Below are 15,922 nucleotides of genomic sequence, written 5' to 3'. Positions count from 1 at the left end.
ACCGATACAGAAAGCATCTGAGGAGCATCGTGGCCGAGACCACCCCTGAGACCCCTCTCGTCGAGGACGGCGAGATCGTGGAGACCATCGAGATCCCGGAGGAGTACACCTCCGAGTCCCTCGCCTCCCGCTTCGGCGAGCCCCAGCCGGCCGCCGGCACGGGCCGCCGCAAGGAGTCCGTCGCCCGCGTCCGGATCATCCCGGGCTCCGGCAAGTGGACGATCAACGGTCGCACCCTTGAGGAGTACTTCCCCAACAAGGTGCACCAGCAGGAAGTCAACGAGCCGTTCAAGATCCTTGAGCTCGACGACCGTTACGACGTCATCGCCCGCATCAACGGCGGCGGCATCTCCGGCCAGGCCGGCGCGCTGCGCCTGGGCGTCGCCCGTGCGCTGAACGAGGCGGACGTCGACAACAACCGCGGCCCGCTCAAGAAGGCCGGCTTCCTGACCCGCGACGCTCGCGAGATCGAGCGCAAGAAGGCCGGTCTGAAGAAGGCCCGCAAGGCGCCGCAGTACAGCAAGCGCTAAGCATCACGCGCGCGCTGCACTGCACGTACGCCCCGGAGGCACTTTGTGCGTCTCCGGGGCGTACGCATTCCGGGGGGTATAGACGTATAACCGGATGAACGCCCGGTGAGTACGGGGCGGAGCACGGCAACATCTCGGAGGTAAAGACGTGGGACGACTCTTCGGTACGGACGGTGTGCGCGGTGTCGCGAACGCGGATCTGACGGCTGAGCTCGCGCTCGGACTGTCGGTCGCGGCGGCGCACGTGCTCGCCGAGGCGGGCACGTTCGAGGGCCACAAGCCGGTGGCCGTGGTGGGACGGGATCCGCGCGCGTCCGGAGAGTTCCTGGAGGCCGCGGTGGTGGCCGGGCTCGCCAGCGCCGGCGTCGACGTGCTGCGGGTGGGCGTGCTGCCGACCCCGGCCGTGGCCTACCTCACCGGCGCGCTCGGCGCGGACCTGGGCGTGATGCTCTCCGCGAGCCACAACCCGATGCCCGACAACGGCGTCAAGTTCTTCGCCCGGGGCGGCCACAAGCTCGCGGACGACCTCGAGGACCGCATCGAGTCCGTCTACGAGGAGCACCGCACCGGCGCCCCCTGGGACCGCCCCACCGGCGCCGGCGTGGGCCGCGTGCGCGACTACGACCAGGGCTTCGACCAGTACGTCGCCCACCTGATCGGCGTCCTGCCGAACCGCCTGGACGGCCTGAAGATCGTCCTGGACGAGGCCCACGGCGCGGCCGCCCGCGTCTCCCCCGAGGCCTTCGCCCGGGCCGGCGCCGAGGTGGTCACCCTCGGTGCCCAGCCGGACGGCCTCAACATCAACGACGGCTGCGGTTCCACCCACCTGGACCTGATCAAGGCCGCCGTCATCGAACACGGCGCGGACCTCGGCATCGCCCACGACGGCGACGCCGACCGCTGCCTGGCCGTGGACCACCAGGGGAACGAGGTCGACGGCGACCAGATCCTGGCCGTCCTGGCCGTCGCCATGCGCGAGGCGGACCGGCTGCGGAAGAACACCGTCGTCGGCACGGTCATGTCCAACCTGGGCTTCAAGCTCGCCATGGAGCGCGAGGGCATCGAGCTGATCCAGACCGCCGTCGGCGACCGCTACGTGCTGGAGTCGATGAAGGAGCACGGCTACGCGCTCGGCGGCGAGCAGTCCGGCCACGTGATCATCCTCGACCACGCCACCACCGGCGACGGCACCCTCACCGGCCTCATGCTGGCCGCCCGGGTCGTCTCCACCGGCCGTTCGCTGGCCGAGCTGGCCACCGTCATGGAGCGGCTGCCGCAGGTCCTGGTCAACGTCCGGGACGTCGACAGGAGCCGAGTCGGGTCCTCCACCGAGCTGTCCGCCGCCGTGGCCGAGGCGGAGGCCGAACTCGGCACCACCGGCCGCGTGCTGCTGCGCCCCTCCGGCACCGAGCCGGTGGTCCGCGTCATGGTCGAGGCCGCCGACATCGACCACGCCCGCTCGGTGGCCGGCCGGCTCGCCGACGTCGTGAAGTCCGCGCTCGGCTAGACCGCCCCCGCGCCAACGACGCCGCCCGCCCGGACTTCCGGGCGGGCGGCGTCGTACGTCCGGGGGTGAGGCGCTCAGAGCTTGCGCAGGGAGAGCTTCTGTACCTTGTGGTCGGGGCCCTTGCGCAGGACCAGGGTGGCCCGGCCGCGGGTCGGGAGCACGTTCTCCAGCAGGTTGGGCTGGTTGATGGCGCGCCAGGTGTGGCGGCCGTACTCCATGGCCTCCACCTCGGAGACCTCGGTGTAGCGGTGGAAGTACGACAGGGGGTTCTGGAAGGCGGTCTCGCGCAGCTTGCGGAAGCGCGCCAGATACCACTGCTCGATGTCCTCGGTGCGCGCGTCCACGTACACGCTGAAGTCGAAGTAGTCGGCGAGCGCGACCCGGGTGCGGCCGTCCTTGCCCGGCAGGGCGGGCTGCAGGACGTTCAGGCCCTCGACGATGAGGATGTCCGGCCGCCGGACCAACAGCTCCTCGTCCGGCACGATGTCGTAGATCAGGTGCGAGTAGACGGGTGCGCGCACCTCGTCCTTGCCGGCCTTCACGTCGGCCACGAAACGTGTCAGGGCGCGCCGGTCGTACGACTCGGGGAAGCCCTTGCGGGACATCAGCCCGCGGCGCTGCAGCTCGGCCTTGGGCAGCAGGAATCCGTCGGTGGTGACCAGTTCCACCCGCGGGTGCTCCGGCCAGCGGGCGAGCAGCGCCTGCAGGATGCGCGCGGTGGTCGACTTGCCGACCGCGACGCTGCCGGCGACGCCGATGACGAAGGGCGTACCGGTCTGCGAGCCGTGGCCCTCGCCGGTGTCGTCGAGGAAGGTGTTGACCGCTCCGCGCAGGCCGTGGGTGGCGCCGACGTAGAGGTTGAGCAGCCGCGACAGCGGCAGATAGACGTCGATCACCTCGTCCAGGTCGATGACGTCGCCGAGGCCGCGCAGCCGCTCGACCTCTTCGGCGGTGAGCGGCAGCGGCGTGCGGTCGCGCAGCGCGCTCCACTCGGCCCGCGTCAGGTCGACGTAGGGAGTCGCCTCCGACCTGGGCCGGTGGGCGCTTTGGGGCATCGGGGAGACCGGTGAGATCACAGTCCATTGTTAACGGAGTTTGAACGGGACGGTGGAGTGGGGTGCGTCACGCCGCGGCTACCAGGGCAGGAGTCGGGCATCCAACCCACTGGTTCTGTTTTCCGGTGAGGACGGCGGCACCGGGCAGCGGAGGGACGTCCGGCCGAAGAAGGCGGCGAAGGCGCAGACGACGGTACGGGCCGGTGTCGTCAGGAGGCGCGAGTCGCCGTCGCGGTGGCAGGCGTCTGCCGACGCCCGCCACCCCGACGGCATACGGCCCTATGCCGAAGTTGCGCTCTGCGCGGGCCTGGCGACCGGGGTGTCGGACGGCTCGTCCGGGGCCGACTGCCCTCGCCGGCCCCTGAGCCGGCGCAGCACCACCGGCCAGGCCAGGCCCAGCAGCGACACCCCGGCGACCGCCGAGCCCAGCCGTAGCCCCGGCGGGTGGAAGTCGCAGCTGATCCGAGTGGTGTCGCCGTCCAGTGGCACCGAGATCAGGCCGAGGTAACTGCCGGCCGGCTTCGCTTCACCGTCGCCGGCGGCGCACTGCCAGCCGGCCGTCCGCGGGACGGCGATCACGGCCGTGCCCGTGCTCCCGGCGGGCAGTTCGGCCTCCAGGCCGCTGCCGCTGACCTGGACGCCGGTGGCCGCGGCGGCCTTGAGGCGCTGTACGGTGGCGGCAAGCCGGGTCGGGTCCAGGCAGCCCACCGGCTGCTCGGGCAGCACTCCTGGCAGGCCGGCATGCAGCTCGACGGTGAGCGGGGTCGTTCCTGTGGCCGTGCCGAGCCGTCGCATCGCGGCTCCCCTGTGCGGCGGTCTGCCCTGGAACCCTTGGGCCGGTCCGCCGGAGAGCCGCGCGGTCCCGCTGTATCCGGGGGCCCACAGGTACACCTCGCTGCCGGCCGGGCAGGAGAAGGTGAGCCGGTCCGTCGCCCCTGCGCCGTCCGCACTCCGTCCGGAGAGCCGGTAGCCGTGGTCGGGGGTGCGGGCGGGGGCCTGGCCGTCGGCCGGGCTGACCGAGATGCCGGGCAGGGTGTAGACCTGCGCGCCGAGCAGCTGTTCCTGGTTGCGGAAGGCCGACCGGCCGAAGGCAGGGGGGTGCTCGGACGGCCGCACGGTGACCAGCGGCGGCACATCCCTGCGGGTGACCGTCATGGTGTCGGGGTGCACCCGGGCGCCGATCGAGAAGATGGCGTCGGTGACCGGGTTGTCCAGGCTCTGCGGCGACCGGCCGAGCGCGGTCCAGCCCGCGCCCAGGGAGAACAGGGTCCGGCTGAGAGCGACCGAGGTGAGGCTGCTGTAGTACTGCGCCCCCTGCCCACCGACGACCAGCGGATCGTTGCCGACGGTCTCGGGGTGGCCGGGTTCGGTGCGGTACCGCGGCCAGCCGTCCGCCTCGGCCGCCAGCTGACTCTGGCGCTCCTGGTACGCCCCCCACACGGGGTGGCCGGGGAACGCGCGCTGCCGTTCCCGGGCCGCGTAGAACGTACTGACGGTGGCCTGTCCGAGCTGCGCACCCACGAGCAGTACGGCCGCGAACGCCACCAGGAACCGGCGGTGGCGGCGAGCGGTCAGGCCCAGCAGCACCACGGCGCCTGCAGCGGCCGCGGTGCCCGCGAGCAGGGTGGGCAGCGTCCAGCCGCTGATGAGCTCGCTCCGCATGGCGCCCGCGGTGATCAGCACCAGCGTCCCCAGTCCGGCGAGCAGCGGCCGGAAGCCCGGTACACCGTGCGCGAAGGCCTGCCAGGCGGCGATCACCAGCAGCCCGCAGAAGATGAACGCCTGCCGGTAGGCGCTGCCGTTGGGCGTGGTGAAGGCATGCCAGGCCAGATGGGTGGGCCCCCACTGCATGGACGCCAACGTCCCCACCACCAGCAGGGTCCACACCAGACGCACGCGTGCGGGTACCGCGCCGTTGAACGGCAGACACAAGGCGAGGAGCAGCACCGCGGTACTCACGTAGACGGCGGGATCCAGCGAGCTGTAGGTGGCGGGGAGCATCCGGGCGAGTACGTCCGTCCAGTCCCGGGGGGAGAACTCCCTGACCAGTCCGGGATAGGCGTGCCGGGTGCCCAGCGCGATGGTGAACAGCAGTGGCGCGGACAGACCGATGCCGAGCGCCGTGGTGAGTGCGGCGCGCAGTAGGGCCGCGCCGCGCTCTCTCAGCGTGGTGTCGCTGATCAGCAGCTGGGCGACCAGCACCAGGCCGGCGCCGATGGTCGCCATGTACGCCGTGTAGAAGTTGGCGATCCAGACCACCGCGACCAGTGCCGTGCCGAGCAGTCGGCGACGGCCGGAGCGCGCCCACTCCCCGACCAGGCACAGCAGCGGGAATCCGATCAGTCCGTCCAGCCACATGGGGTTGATCGCGCCCTGGAAGAGCGACCAGCCGCACAGCGCGTACCCGGAGCCCAGGGCCGCCGCCACCCAGCCGCGGCCGCGCCTCAAGGAGAGCAGCAGCCATGTCATCGCGGCTGCGGCGACGGCCAGTTTCAGCACGGTGATCACATAGAGCGCCAGGTCGATCCGGTCCCTCGGGAAGAGCACGACCAGCAACGCGAAGGGGCTGCTCAGATAGGTGCCTACGTCGGGCAGTGAGCTGGAGCCGTAGCCGGACTGCCAGTTGACCGGCAGGCCGCCGTCAGCGCGGCCGTGCAGGAGGTCCCACAGCCAGGTGTGGAAGGGGACGAACTGGTTGGCGAGGTCGATCACACTGCGGGAGCGGGGTCCGAAGGGGAAGCTCCGGGCCAGCGCGTCACCGGCGCAGAGGGCCACGGCGGTGAGCAGCGCGGCAAGTCCCGCGGCACGCAGGCGGTCCCTGTCCGGCGTCCGGATTGGCATCTGGCCCCTTTCCCTCCGAACGGTCTCCCGGAATAACGCGCGCCGCTAATGCGAGCGCGCACGCACGAAGTCCGGACTGATCGCCCGAAAATCGGACTGAACTCGGGGATGCTAGCAGCACGAGTTAAACCGCCTAACCCGCTCCACGTCGTGCTGTGGCAGGGTGACGGCGTGCGGAGTGCCGGGCCGGCCGAAGGTGCCGATGCCATTGTTCGGTAAGTGGACTTGTTGTCGTTACCCACGGCACATCCTCGGCGGGTATACAGGGCAGCCTGTCGGTCCGTCAGGCCGCATTCGTCACCGCCCCCGCCAATGGACTCGTGTTAGGGTCGCGGCGCACTTGGCCTAGTAGCACGCTTGGAGCGAGAAGCATGCTCATATCCGTCGTGGTTCCCTGCTTCAACGAAGAGGACGTCATAGCGCGCTTCCATGATCACCTGGTCATGGAACTCGCGATGATCGGCCATGACTTCGAAATCGTCTACGTGGACGACGGAAGCCGGGATCGGACCCTCTCCATCCTGGAGCAGCTGGGAAACCGGGACGGCCACGTGCGATTCGTCTCCTTCAGCCGCAACTTCGGCAAGGAGGCGGCCATGCTGGCGGGACTGCAGCACGCCTCGGGCGATGCCGTCGTGATCATGGATGCGGATCTGCAGCACCCTCCCGAGCTCATACGGCGCATGGTCGACCTGCATGCCGACGGTTACGACCAGGTGATCGCCAAGCGAACCAGGGAGGGCGACCGGGTTACCCGGACGATCGCCGCCCGTGCCTACTACCGGCTCATCAACCGCCTGGTCGACGTGGAACTGGTCGACGGGGTCGGTGACTTCCGGATGCTCTCCCGCCGCGCGACGGATGCGGTGCTCGCGCTCACCGAGTACAACCGCTTCTCCAAGGGCCTCTTCGCCTGGGTGGGATTCTCGACCGCCACTTTCGAGTACCAGAACGCCGTGCGCGAAGAGGGCCGCAGCAAGTGGACGTTCGGCAAGCTGCTCAACTACGGACTCGACGGCCTGCTGTCCTTCAACAGCAAACCGCTGCGCATCGCGCTGTATCTCGGCATGCTGCTGCTTTCCGTCGCTTTTGCGTATGCCGCATGGATTGTCGGTGGCGCACTGGTGAACGGAGTGAGAACTCCTGGATATGTCACGCTCGTGGTGGTCATCACGGCGCTGTCGGGTGTACAAATGGTCATGCTGGGAGTGGCCGGTGAATATGTTGGCCGAATTTACTACGAGGTCAAGCGGCGCCCGCACTATCTGGTGAAGGCGACCAATATCGCCTCCGCCCGGACCGGGAGCCGGAACGCGTCGGAGGTGCAGAAGGAACTGGTCGGCTGATGCTCGGCCAGCTCATTCGGTTCGGGTTGGTGGGAGTCGCCAACACCGGCGTCTACTACGGCCTGTACCTGTTGTTTCTGCTGCGGCTGCCCTACGTGGCGGCGCACATCCTGGCCTTTGCGCTCAGCATGATCGTTTCGTATTTCCTGACGACCTGGTTCACCTACCGGACCCGGCCGAGCTGGCGCACTTTCCTGCTCTTCCCGCTCACCAACGCGGCCAACTTCGTGATCACCACCGGAGGTCTCTACCTGTTGGTCGACGTGCTGCGTCTGGGGAGCTGGTTCGCGCCGCTGATCGCCTCGGGAGCGGCCGTGCCGATCACCTTCATGGTCTCCCGCATGATCATGGTCCGGCCCGGGGCCGAAGCGGTCGGTGGGCAGGCGGTGTGACGCACGGCACCGCCGTCCCGGAAGATCCTCCCCGAACCCCGCGTGTGGATCTCGGGGCGGGCCCGTCGAGATCGAGCCCGACCACCGCCGGGTGACATCGCGGCGCAACGGCCCGGCGCACCAAGGGTTCGTGCCCGTGGGAAATTCCGATTCCGGGCAAGCTCCGGCAGGTCCGGGCGCCAGTCGGACCGTAGGCTACGGCACATGTGCGGAATCGTTGGATACGTGGGCGGTCAGTCCGCCCTCGACGTCGTCATCGCGGGTCTGAAGCGGCTCGAGTACCGGGGATACGACTCGGCGGGTGTCGCCGTCCTCGCCGACGGCGGGCTCGCCGCGGCCAAGAAGGCCGGCAAGCTCGCCAACCTCGAGAAGCTGCTGGACGAGCGTCCGCTGCCGAGCGGCCCCGCCGGGATCGGGCACACCCGCTGGGCCACCCACGGCGGCCCCACGGACGCCAACGCGCACCCGCACCTGGACAACGCGGGCCGGGTCGCCGTCGTCCACAACGGCATCATCGAGAACTTCGCCGCCCTGCGCGCCGAACTCGCCGAGCGCGGCCACGACCTGCTCTCCGAGACCGACACCGAGGTCGTCTCCCACCTCCTCGCCGAGGCCTACTCCTCCACCGGGGACCTCGCCGAGGCCATGCGCCAGGTCTGCGGCCGCCTCGACGGCGCCTTCACCCTGGTGGCCGTCCACGCCGACGCGCCGGACGTCGTGGTCGGCGCCCGCCGCAACTCCCCGCTCGTCGTGGGCGTCGGCGACGGCGAGAACTTCCTCGCCTCCGACGTCGCGGCCTTCATCGCGTACACCCGCGAGGCCATCGAGCTCGGCCAGGACCAGGTCGTGGAGCTGCGCCGCGAGGGCGTCACCGTCACCGACTTCGAGGGCAAGCCCGCCGACGTCCGGCCGTACCACATCGACTGGGACGCCTCCGCCGCCGAGAAGGGCGGCTACGACTACTTCATGCTCAAGGAGATCGCCGAGCAGCCCAAGGCCGTCGCCGACACGCTGCTGGGCCGGATCGACGCGAGCGGCCTGCTGACCCTCGACGAGGTACGGATCCCGGCCTCCGTGCTGCGCGAGGTCGACAAGATCGTCATCGTCGCCTGCGGCACCGCCTTCCACGCCGGAATGATCGCCAAGTACGCGATCGAGCACTGGACCCGCATCCCCTGCGAGGTGGAGCTCGCCAGCGAGTTCCGCTACCGCGACCCGATCCTGGCCCCGCGCAGCCTGGTGGTCGCCATCAGCCAGTCCGGCGAGACCATGGACACCCTCATGGCCCTGCGGCACGCCCGCGAACAGGGCTCCAAGGTGCTGGCCATCTGCAACACCAACGGCTCCACCATCCCGCGCGAGTCCGACGCCGTGCTCTACACGCACGCCGGCCCCGAGGTCGCCGTCGCCTCCACGAAGGCGTTCCTTACCCAGGTCGTCGCCTGCTACCTCGTCGCCCTCTACCTGGGCCAGGTGCGCGGCACGAAGTGGGGCGACGAGATCCTCGCCGTCATCCGCGAGCTCTCCCAGATCTCCCGTCAGGTCGAGCAGGTCCTGGAGACCATGGAGCCGGTCCGTGAACTGGCCCGGTCCCTCAAGGACAAGAACACCGTCCTCTTCCTCGGCCGCCACGTGGGCTACCCCGTCGCCCTGGAGGGCGCGCTCAAGCTCAAGGAGCTCGCCTACATGCACGCCGAGGGCTTCGCCGCCGGCGAGCTCAAGCACGGCCCCATCGCGCTGATCGAGGAGGACCTCCCCGTCGTCGTGGTCGTGCCGTCGCCGCGCGGGCGCTCGGTGCTGCACGACAAGATCGTCTCCAACATCCAGGAGATCCGGGCCCGCGGCGCACGCACCATCGTCATCGCGGAGGAGGGCGACGAGTCCGTCGTCCCCTACGCCGACCACCTGGTGCGGGTGCCGCAGACCCCGACGCTGCTGCAGCCGCTGGTCGCGACCGTGCCGCTGCAGGTCTTCGCGTGCGAACTGGCCACGGCCCGCGGCAACGAGGTGGACCAGCCGCGGAACCTCGCGAAGTCCGTCACGGTCGAGTGAGCACGCCGTGATCATCGGGGTGGGCATCGACGTCGCCGAGATCGACCGCTTCGAGCAGTCCCTGGAGCGCACCCCCGGCCTGGCCGAGCGGCTCTTCCTCCCCGGCGAGCTCCACCTCCCCAGTGGGGCCCGCCGGGGCGGCGCCTCCCTCGCGGCGCGGTTCGCCGCGAAGGAGGCGGTCGCGAAGGCGCTGGGGGCGCCCGGGGGGCTGCACTGGTCGGACGCGGAGGTCGTCACGGAGGATTCGGGGCAGCCGCGGCTCATCGTCCGGGGGACGGTGGCGGCGCGGGCCGAGCAGTTGGGGGTGCGGACGTTCCACGTCTCGCTCAGCCACGACGCGGGGGTCGCGTCCGCGGTGGTCATCGCCGAGGGCTGACCCCGTCCGGGGTACGTTCCGTGGGGCCCGGGTGCGTTCTGTGCGGGCCGGTTGTTGTGTGCGGGTCCGTTGCGCCTGCGGCGGGCTGTTCTCCCGCCCTCCCGCCCTCCCCCAGCCTTCGGCCGGGGGGACCCCCATCCGGCACGGTCAGTGACCGCCTCGCGGCGTGCGTGGTGGGCCGGGGGCGGGGCCTCCGGGGCTGCACGTCCTGGACTGGCATATTTTCGTGCATGGCGGGCGGTAGCCGTTGTGCCGTCTCTGCCGCACACAAATATCCCGCAGCGTCCAGAACATCCACCCTCCCCCAGCCTTCGGCCGGGGGTGCCCCCAACTCCCCCGCCCCCTCCATTTCGCTGGGCGACTGACGGCCGGTGGGGGGTCATGAGGGCACGTGCGGCCGCCCCGGGACCGCCTTCTCACCCTCCACCGGCCGTTGGTCGCCCGCGATACGGAGGGGGCGGGGTCGTAGGGGTGGGCGTTCTGGACGCTGACGTGTATTTGTTGTGCGGCATCCGGGGCAGCAAGAGCAGGTGCCCGCCATGCACATAAATATGCGGTACAGAATGCCCAGCCCCGGAGGCCCCGCCCCCGGCCCACCACGAACGCGCGACGCCCGCACCAACCGCGCCGGGCAATCGGGAGGGCGGGCGGGTGGACGCCCGCCGCAGGCGCAGCGGACCCGCACGCGACAACCGGCCGCAACCACAACCGCGCTGTCACAAGGACCGCGCGCAACAATGCGCGCCCGGTGGGAACATGGCCGCATGCGGGTGGCGTACAGCGTGGAGACCGTACGGGCGGCGGAGCGGGCGCTCATGGCGCGGGTCCCGGAGGGGGCCCTGATGCAGCGGGCGGCGGCCGGGCTGGCGGCCGCGTGCGCGAACGCGCTCGGCACCGGGGGCGGGGTCTACGCGGCCCGCGTCGTCGTGCTGGCCGGGAGCGGGGACAACGGCGGCGACGCGCTGTACGCGGGGGCGCGCCTGGCGCGGCGCGGGGCGGGGGTGACCGCCGTCCTGGTGGCGCCGCAGAAGGCGCACCGCGGTGGCCTGGCGGCCCTGCGTGCCGCGGGCGGCCGTGCGGTCGCCCCGGACGACGTGGACGCGGTGGCCCTGATCCACCGTGCCGACCTCGTGCTGGACGGCATCGTGGGCATCGGGGGCAAGGGCGGGCTGCGCCCCGAGGCGGTGCCGCTGGCGGAGGCCGCGCACGCGTCCCGGGCGGTCGTGGTCGCCGTGGACCTCCCCAGCGGGGTGGACGCCGACAGCGGCGAGGTCCGGGGCGCGGCGGTGCGGGCCGACATGACGGTGACGTTCGGGACGTACAAGCCGGGCCTGCTCGTGGACCCGGCCGCCGGGCACGCCGGCGCCCTGCGCCTGGTCGACATCGGCCTCGGCCCCTGCCTGGACGGCACCCCGCCCGACCTGGAGGCGCTGCAGCACGCCGACGTCGCCGCGCTCCTGCCGGGCCCGGACGCCGAGAGCGACAAGTACCGGCGTGGCGTGGTCGGCGTCGTCGCGGGCTCGGAGCGCTACCCCGGGGCCGCCGTGCTCGCGGTGGCGGGGGCGTTGCGGGCCGGCGCGGGGGCAGTGCGGTACGTGGGCCCGGGGGCGCGGGCCGTGCTGGCCCGCTTCCCGGAGACGCTGGTGTCGGCCGGGCCGCCGCACAAGGCCGGACGGGTGCAGGCCTGGGTGGTGGGCCCGGGGCTGGGCGACGGGCCGGAGGCGCGGCGCTCGGTGGACGACGTGCTCGCCTCGGACGTGCCCGTGCTCGTCGACGCGGACGGCCTGCGGCTGCTGGACCGGGCCGTGGTGCGCTCCCGCGCCGCGGGCACCGTGCTGACCCCGCACGCGGGGGAGGCGGCGGCGCTGCTCGGTGTGGCCCGCGAGGAGGTGGAGGCGGCGCGGCTGGACCATGTGCGGCGGCTGGCCGACGCGTTCGGCGCGACGGCGCTGCTGAAGGGCTCCACGACGCTCGTCGCGTCCCCGGAGTCCGGGGTGCCGGTCCGGGTCAACCCCACGGGGACGTCCTGGCTGGCCACGGCCGGCAGCGGTGACGTGCTCTCCGGTATCACCGGGTCCCTGCTGGCCGCCGGGCTCGCCCCGCGCGACGCGGCCTCCGTCGGCGCCTACCTGCACGGTCTGTCGGCGCGGGTCGCCGCGGGCCCGGTGGGCGCGCCGATCGCCGCGCACGATGTGGCCGCCGCCCTTCCCGACGCCTGGCGCGACATCAGGTCCTGAACCGCCGTCAATCAACTGGGCGAAACGGGTGGAGTCCGCCGACGTGGCGTTCCGCCGGGCGGCCGCACGTCAATTTGTGTGTTCATGGGAACGTATGCCAGAAGCAGGGCCCGGCTGCTCACCGCGGCAGTGGTCGCCCTTGCCGCACTCGGTGTGCACACGACGGCCGCCGCGGACGACGACTGGCCGGTGCCGGTCGACCGGCTCGTCCCCGGGGTCCCCTTCGGCCCGGCCGCCTCCCGGCAGGTCGACACCCCCGACCAGGGCGCCCTGCCCCGCACGATCGGCGTGTCGCCGACCGGGCCCACACGCAGCGCCGTGCCCTCCGAGGACGAGGGCGAGGACTGGGTGGATCCGCAGTTGGTGGAGTTCGTGCCGGCCGAGGACGTCGAGCGGGCCCGCACGTTCGAGAAGGAACGGGCAGCCGAGGAGGAGGACGAGGACCCGTACTACGACGAGGACGAGGACGACGGGGGGAACCCGCGGCCCGCCGAGTACTGCACGTCCTTCACCGGCCCCTACCAGCGCGAGGTCGAGAAGCGGCTGCGGCTGCGCGTGAACGGCAGGCAGTCCGCGGCCGACTGCGCGGAGATCCGCCGCTACCAGAAGTCCAGGGGCATCGTCCCCGCCACCGGCTTCGCGGGCCCCACCACCTGGGGGTACCTCCGCCTCGACGAGGCCACCAGGAAGGGCCCGAACGCCTCCCGCCGGTGCCCGGCCCCGGCCCGGGGCAAGCGCATCGTCTGCATCGACCTCAACCGCCAGCTGTTGTGGGTGCAGAGCAGCAGCACCAAGGTCGTCTTCGGCCCGGTCGCCATCCGCAGCGGCCGTACCGGTTACCTCACCCGCACCGGCCGTTTCTCCGTCTTCTGGCGCCACAAGGACCATGTCTCCGACATCTACGACGCGCCGATGCCCTACAGCCAGTTCTTCAGCGGCGGCCAGGCGATGCACGCCACTCCCGGGAGCGTCTACAAGGCGCCCGGATCGCACGGCTGCATCAACCTGTCCAACCGCAACGCGCGCCTGCTGTGGAACGTCCTGAAGCTCCAGGAGGCGGTGTACGTGTGGGGCAGGAAACCCGCCACGTGACGGCGGCACAGGGCCGGCCTGAGACACTGGGCGCGATGGATGAGACGAATCTGCGCGCCCAGGCCACGATCGACCTCGCCGCCCTGCGGTCCAACGTCGCGGCGCTGCGCGCCCGCGCGCCCCGCTCCGGGCTGATGGCCGTGGTCAAGGCGGACGCCTACGGCCACGGGATGGTGCCGTGTGCCCGGGCCGCCCTCGAGGCGGGCGCGGGCTGGCTCGGCACGGCGACGCCCGACGAGGCGCTGGCCCTGCGCGCAGCCGGGATCACGGCCCCCGTGCTGTGCTGGCTGTGGACGCCGGGAGGGCCCTGGCGGGCCGCCGTGGAGGCGGACGTCGACGTGACGGTCAGCGCGCTGTGGGCGCTGCGCGAGGTCTCGGAGGCCGCCGCGGCCGCGGGCCGGACCGCGCGCGTCCAGCTGAAGGCCGACACGGGCCTGGGCCGCAACGGCGCCCAGCCCGCGGAGTGGCCCGACCTCGTCGCCGCCGCCCGCGCCGCCGAGACCGAGGGCCTGGTCAAGGTCACCGGGCTGTGGTCGCACTTCGCGTGCGCCGACGAGCCCGGCCACCCCTCCATCGCGGCGCAGCTCGCCGTCTTCCACAGCGCCTTGGAGACCGCGGAGCGCGCCGGGTTGCGCCCCGAGGTCCGGCACATGGCGAACTCCCCGGCCACGCTGACCCTGCCCGAGGCGCACTTCGACCTGGTCAGGACCGGGGTGGCGATGTACGGGATCTCGCCGGTCCCGCAGGTCGGCGGCCCGGCCGACTTCGGGCTGCGCCCGGTGATGACGCTGTCGGCGCGACTGGCCTCGGCCAAGCGCGTCCCCGGCGGCCACGGGGTCTCGTACGGGCACCACTACACGACGCCCGGCGAGACGACCCTCGCCCTGGTGCCCGTCGGGTACGCCGACGGCATCCCGCGGCACGCCTCGGGCACCGGCCCGGTGCTGGTGGCGGGCAAGTGGCGGACGGTCGCCGGGCGGGTGGCGATGGACCAGTTCGTGGTCGACCTCGGGGGCGACGGCGCCGACGCGGGTGACGAGGCAGTACTGTTCGGCCCTGGTGACCGCGGTGAGCCGACCGCCGAGGACTGGGCACGGGCGGCGGGCACCATCGCATACGAGATCGTCACTCGGATCGGGACCCGGGTGCCGCGCGTCTACGTGGGTACGTAAACGCGTAGCCAAGGGGAAGCAGCGATACGACCATGACCGAGAGCGGTAAGGCAACGGGGACGGCGATCGAGGCGGTGGCCGAAGCGGCCGCCGCTTCCGGTCGCTGGCAGCGCGCCGGGATCGTCGGCGCGGCCGTGGGCGTCGTCGCCGCGGGTGCCGCCGCGGGCGTGGCGCTGGAGCGGGCCACGGTGGGCCGGGGCATGCGCAAACGCGCCCGGCTCGCCCTCGACCTGGCCGGGCCGTACGGCTCGCTGCGCGGGATGCCGGGCAGGGCCGCCGCGGAGGACGGCACCGAGATCTACTACGAGGTCGAGGAGGCGGACCCGGCGGCGGTCGACGCGGCCGCGCCGACGCGACGCTGGCAGTTCTTCCGACGCAGCGGCCAGGCGCCGCCGCTGACCGTGGTCTTCTGCCACGGGTACTGCCTCAACCAGGACTCCTGGCACTTCCAGCGCGCCGCGCTGCGCGGGGCGATACGCGCCGTCTACTGGGACCAGCGCAGCCACGGCCGCTCCGGCCGGGGCAAGGACCAGGCGGACGGCGAGCCCGCCACGATCGACCAGCTCGGCCGCGACCTGAAGGCGGTGATCGACGCCGCCGCGCCGGAGGGCCCATTGGTGCTCGTCGGGCACTCCATGGGGGGCATGACGGTCATGGCGTTCGCCGACCAGTTCCCCGAGGTGGTGGCCGAGCGCGTGGCCGGCTTCGCCTTCGTCGGCACGTCCTCCGGCAAGCTGGCCAGCGTGACGCTGGGCCTGCCGGCGGCCGGCGCGCGGGCGCTGCGGGCGCTGGCGCCGGGGGTGCTGCGGATCCTGGGCACCCAGGTCGACCTGGTGGAACGGGGGCGCCGGGCGACGGCCGACCTCTTCGCCGGGATCATCAAGCGTTACTCCTTCGGCTCCGAGGTGGACCCGGGCGTCGCGCGCTTCGCCGAGCGGATGATCGAGTCGACCCCGATCGACGTCGTCGCCGAGTTCTACCCGGCCTTCACCGAGCACGAGAAGAGCGAGGCCCTGGACGTGCTGGACGGCCTGCCGGGGCTCGTACTGGCCGGGGACAAGGACCTGCTGACGCCCAGTGAGCACAGCCGGGCCATCGCCGAGCGCCTGCCGGACACCGAGCTGGTGGTGGTGCCCGGGGCCGGGCACCTGGTCATGCTGGAACACCCCGAGCTGGTCAACACGCACCTGGCGGCGCTGCTCGCCGAGGCGGCCGACGCCTCGCGCGCAGCGGTCCCGCAGGCGCTGCGCGAACTGGCGGTGCCGCCGCCCGCCGGGCCGGGCAGGGCGGACCGCGTGGTCTCCGGCGGCGCGTAGCATTCG

Annotated in this window: 12 protein-coding genes; 10 read left to right on the top strand and 2 right to left on the bottom strand. The window is 72.1% G+C overall.

The window, feature by feature from the left end:
• Positions 1-29: 29 nt before the first annotated feature.
• Entirely contained in the window at positions 30-530 is a 501-nt protein-coding gene (gene rpsI / locus OG937_19490) for a 30S ribosomal protein S9 (protein WUD73713.1), read from the top strand.
• A 148-nt stretch (positions 531-678) separates the two neighbouring features.
• Entirely contained in the window at positions 679-2,037 is a 1,359-nt protein-coding gene (gene glmM, locus OG937_19485) for a phosphoglucosamine mutase (GenBank protein ID WUD73712.1), read from the top strand.
• Positions 2,038-2,111: 74 nt separating this feature from the next.
• Here glmM and coaA read toward each other — a convergent pair whose 3' ends face one another.
• Both coaA and OG937_19475 read right to left on the bottom strand, forming a co-directional pair.
• Positions 2,112-3,113 carry a type I pantothenate kinase gene (gene coaA / locus OG937_19480; GenBank protein ID WUD73711.1) on the bottom strand — a complete coding sequence of 334 codons (1,002 nt, stop codon included), beginning with the start codon at positions 3,111-3,113 and terminating at the stop codon, positions 2,112-2,114.
• Positions 3,114-3,371: 258 nt separating this feature from the next.
• Positions 3,372-5,933: a YfhO family protein gene (locus OG937_19475; GenBank protein WUD73710.1), complete on the bottom strand. Its 2,562-nt coding sequence runs from the start codon at positions 5,931-5,933 to the stop codon at positions 3,372-3,374.
• A gap of 371 nt (positions 5,934-6,304) precedes the next feature.
• Between OG937_19475 and OG937_19470 the strand changes: the two genes are divergently transcribed.
• The 8 genes from OG937_19470 to OG937_19435 all read left to right on the top strand — a co-directional run bounded on the left by OG937_19470 (position 6,305) and on the right by OG937_19435 (position 15,916).
• Positions 6,305-7,279 carry a glycosyltransferase family 2 protein gene (locus OG937_19470; protein ID WUD73709.1) on the top strand — a complete coding sequence of 325 codons (975 nt, stop codon included), beginning with the start codon at positions 6,305-6,307 and terminating at the stop codon, positions 7,277-7,279.
• Positions 7,279-7,671, top strand: a complete 393-nt coding sequence (locus tag OG937_19465) for a GtrA family protein (GenBank protein WUD73708.1) — start codon at positions 7,279-7,281, stop codon at positions 7,669-7,671. Before OG937_19470 ends, OG937_19465 begins: the two co-directional genes overlap by 1 nt.
• 204 nt (positions 7,672-7,875) lie before the next feature.
• Entirely contained in the window at positions 7,876-9,723 is a 1,848-nt protein-coding gene (gene glmS / locus OG937_19460; GenBank protein ID WUD73707.1) for a glutamine--fructose-6-phosphate transaminase (isomerizing), read from the top strand.
• A 7-nt stretch (positions 9,724-9,730) separates the two neighbouring features.
• Entirely contained in the window at positions 9,731-10,099 is a 369-nt protein-coding gene (locus tag OG937_19455; GenBank protein ID WUD73706.1) for a holo-ACP synthase, read from the top strand.
• 764 nt (positions 10,100-10,863) lie between these two features.
• A complete protein-coding gene (locus OG937_19450; protein WUD73705.1) occupies positions 10,864-12,336 on the top strand; it encodes an NAD(P)H-hydrate dehydratase in 1,473 nt (490 codons plus the stop codon).
• Between the two features lie 84 nt (positions 12,337-12,420).
• Positions 12,421-13,428 (top strand): L,D-transpeptidase, encoded by a 1,008-nt coding sequence (locus tag OG937_19445; GenBank protein ID WUD73704.1) that lies wholly within the window; start codon positions 12,421-12,423, stop codon positions 13,426-13,428.
• Between the two features lie 35 nt (positions 13,429-13,463).
• Positions 13,464-14,600, top strand: coding sequence for an alanine racemase (gene alr / locus OG937_19440; protein WUD73703.1), 1,137 nt, complete (start codon positions 13,464-13,466; stop codon positions 14,598-14,600).
• 32 nt (positions 14,601-14,632) lie between these two features.
• A complete protein-coding gene (locus OG937_19435) occupies positions 14,633-15,916 on the top strand; it encodes an alpha/beta hydrolase (GenBank protein WUD73702.1) in 1,284 nt (427 codons plus the stop codon).
• Positions 15,917-15,922: the final 6 nt, after the last annotated feature.

The organism is Streptomyces sp. NBC_00510, from assembly GCA_036013505.1.
GTDB lineage: Bacteria > Actinomycetota > Actinomycetes > Streptomycetales > Streptomycetaceae > Actinacidiphila.
The sequence above is the reverse complement of the archived record's forward strand: the minus strand, read 5'-3'. Positions and strand labels throughout refer to the sequence as shown.

What these genes read in the sequence shown, in the direction of transcription:
- OG937_19475 (WUD73710.1), bottom strand. Translation starts at nt 5,933, where the DNA reads ATGCCAATCCGGACGCCGGACAGGGACCGCCTGCGTGCCGCGGGACTT.
- OG937_19470 (WUD73709.1), top strand. Translation starts at nt 6,305, where the DNA reads ATGCTCATATCCGTCGTGGTTCCCTGCTTCAACGAAGAGGACGTCATA.
- OG937_19465 (WUD73708.1), top strand. Translation starts at nt 7,279, where the DNA reads ATGCTCGGCCAGCTCATTCGGTTCGGGTTGGTGGGAGTCGCCAACACC.
- glmS (WUD73707.1), top strand. Translation starts at nt 7,876, where the DNA reads ATGTGCGGAATCGTTGGATACGTGGGCGGTCAGTCCGCCCTCGACGTC.
- OG937_19450 (WUD73705.1), top strand. Translation starts at nt 10,864, where the DNA reads ATGCGGGTGGCGTACAGCGTGGAGACCGTACGGGCGGCGGAGCGGGCG.
- OG937_19445 (WUD73704.1), top strand. Translation starts at nt 12,421, where the DNA reads ATGGGAACGTATGCCAGAAGCAGGGCCCGGCTGCTCACCGCGGCAGTG.
- alr (WUD73703.1), top strand. Translation starts at nt 13,464, where the DNA reads ATGGATGAGACGAATCTGCGCGCCCAGGCCACGATCGACCTCGCCGCC.
- OG937_19435 (WUD73702.1), top strand. Translation starts at nt 14,633, where the DNA reads ATGACCGAGAGCGGTAAGGCAACGGGGACGGCGATCGAGGCGGTGGCC.